Origin of the sequence: Geminocystis sp. CENA526, from assembly GCF_050753365.1 — a bacterium.
GTDB lineage: Bacteria > Cyanobacteriota > Cyanobacteriia > Cyanobacteriales > Cyanobacteriaceae > Geminocystis.
The window spans coordinates 1-2,192 of record NZ_JBLZFY010000229.1 but is presented as its reverse complement, the minus strand read 5'-3'; the positions used below and the strand labels follow the sequence as shown (position 1 = coordinate 2,192).

Sequence of the window (2,192 nt, the reverse complement as noted above, 5' to 3'; positions counted from 1 at the left end):
GGTTGAGGTGGTTAACCTATAGTTATTTTATCACGTCACTGGCGATTCATCCCACACTTGTTTTAATTATTTTTTTTACTCGAAAACAAAGTGTGGGGCTTCTCGCCGTTTAAGCTAAAAAATTAAGTTGCCTTCCCCAGCGAAGGCGCTTAAGACTAACAGAAAAGCCCTTTTCTTAGTGCCATTTATCTTAGTAATTGTTGAAAGTAAAGGAAATAAAAAGTATGAAAAATCAAGCCCTCGTCACTGCTATTTCTGGTTTATTAATTGGTGGATTCGGTATTGCTAACAAAGTTGAAATTCTTAAAATCGCTGGTACTGGTTTATTATTCTCTTCCGCCACTGTTATCGTCACTTCTAAACAAAATAAAACTCAACCCAAATCTGAAAATACTGCTAATACTTCTGAATCATCTACTTCTGCCCAATCTAACATTGTAAATACTACTATTGAAAAACCCATTCCCAAAAACAAATCCATTGAAAAACCTATCAAAAAATCCCTTCCCAAAAACAAATCTAAATCTATTGAAAAACCTATTCTTCAAGTAAAATAAGTCTCTAATCATGGCGGTAGTGAATCTCCAGATCATTACCCCATTAAAGCGAAAAAAGTACATAATAATATCAGACATTCATCATAAACCAAAATAGTTACCTTCCCTAGCATTCATCATCAAAAAAAGGATAACCCCACTTATGTTAAACGAAGAATTCTTAAGAGAACGAGATTTAAAAGGAGCAGATTTAAGCAATACAGACTTAAGAAATAGAGATTTAAGCAATAAAGATTTAACTAATGCTAATTTAAGCAAAAGTGATTTAAGAGAAGCAGATTTAAGGGGTGCTAAGTTAACAAAAGCTAATTTGAGAGAAACTAACCTTAATTTTGTCATTCTCACAGAAGCTAATCTAACTAAAGCTGATATGACGGGGGTTAAATTAAGAGAAAATCATTAGACTTCTCCAATAATTAGAAAAATGAGGGTTGAAACCCTTACTACGAAACAATAAAAAATCTTTTCTGGAGATGTCTATTAAATAATGTCTCAGAAAAGCCCTTTTCTTACCTCTTGTTTTAATAGTAAATGTCACCATTAAAGAGGTAAGTTGCATGATTTTAAAATCTAAACTTTTCTATCCTTCCCAAGCTAATCAACCTCAATCTTCTGTTAAATTTTATACTCCTAATCCTCAAATTCTTCAACTCATCAAATCTGTTAAATCTACTCAAAAATAAATGATATTTGGAGGGCGATCGAATTTCCTTAAATTCTCCCCTCCTTTTCTCTATGATTTTCAATATCGACACCATAAACCAAAACGCCGAAATATGGAATACCAATACTTTGTCACCATCAAAGATATGATTTATTTGTCTTATATAGAGAAATTAACCATATATCTAAAATCAATTTTAAGTAAGATAAAAAAAGGAGAAAATATAAAAGTAATTTTAAACTCAGACGGTGGAGAGACAGATTATATGAGGAAGATTCTATCTCTTTTGAGAGAAATTCACGACAAAGGAGCAATACTTGATATATATTGCAAAAAGACTAAATCAGCCGCCTTAATTATGCTGGTTTTACTGAAAAACGAAAATAGACTTAATAAAGTCTATGGTTATGAAAACTCTTTTTTGATGTGGCACAAACCTAAATTCTTCGTAGAATTTGATGGAGAATTAGTTTCTAAGAATAGATTTGTATTCGAGGGAAATATTGACTATCTTCTTTTTCAAACAAATGAATTTGTTAATACCTTACAAGAAATAGATAAAGACTACAAAGTATGTGAAGATATATACTTGGATATAATCACAAAAGCTATTATCTCTAACATAAAAAAAGAGATAGAAGAGGAAATTCATTTTACAGGAAGATTAGCTAAGTATAGAGGAATTATAAATGAAATTGTAGGAGATAAATTTATTGATTAGTATTCATGATCGAACAACACCACAACTCGATCACTAAAAGTGACGCTGCTCGATCGAATTTCCTTAAATTCTTCCCAATACTGCTCGGTTAAGCCCCCCTACCCCCAACTTTGGGGGAGTCAAACTTGATGAAAGTCCCCCGTATTGGCAGGGCAAACGCATACTAAAAATTTGTGAGATACTGAAAAAGTTAAGTTAGTTTTCGTGTTTGACTAAAAACCCTGATGAGTACTGTCGTAAATTCATTATC

At 32.0% G+C, this 2,192-nt stretch carries 4 protein-coding genes; all 4 read left to right on the top strand.

From position 1 onward, the window contains the following. Nucleotides 1-224 precede the first annotated feature (224 nt). Nucleotides 225-557, top strand: coding sequence for a hypothetical protein (locus ACN4EE_RS22960; protein ID WP_431708835.1), 333 nt, complete (start codon nucleotides 225-227; stop codon nucleotides 555-557). 142 nt (nucleotides 558-699) lie between these two features. Beyond that, complete coding sequence (locus ACN4EE_RS22955) at nucleotides 700-960, top strand: pentapeptide repeat-containing protein (protein ID WP_431708834.1); 261 nt, start codon at nucleotides 700-702, stop codon at nucleotides 958-960. Nucleotides 961-1,114: 154 nt separating this feature from the next. Continuing rightward, nucleotides 1,115-1,240: a hypothetical protein gene (locus tag ACN4EE_RS22950; RefSeq protein WP_431708833.1), complete on the top strand. Its 126-nt coding sequence runs from the start codon at nucleotides 1,115-1,117 to the stop codon at nucleotides 1,238-1,240. Nucleotides 1,241-1,333: 93 nt separating this feature from the next. Then, nucleotides 1,334-1,942 (top strand): hypothetical protein, encoded by a 609-nt coding sequence (locus ACN4EE_RS22945; protein WP_431708832.1) that lies wholly within the window; start codon nucleotides 1,334-1,336, stop codon nucleotides 1,940-1,942. Nucleotides 1,943-2,192 lie beyond the last annotated feature (250 nt).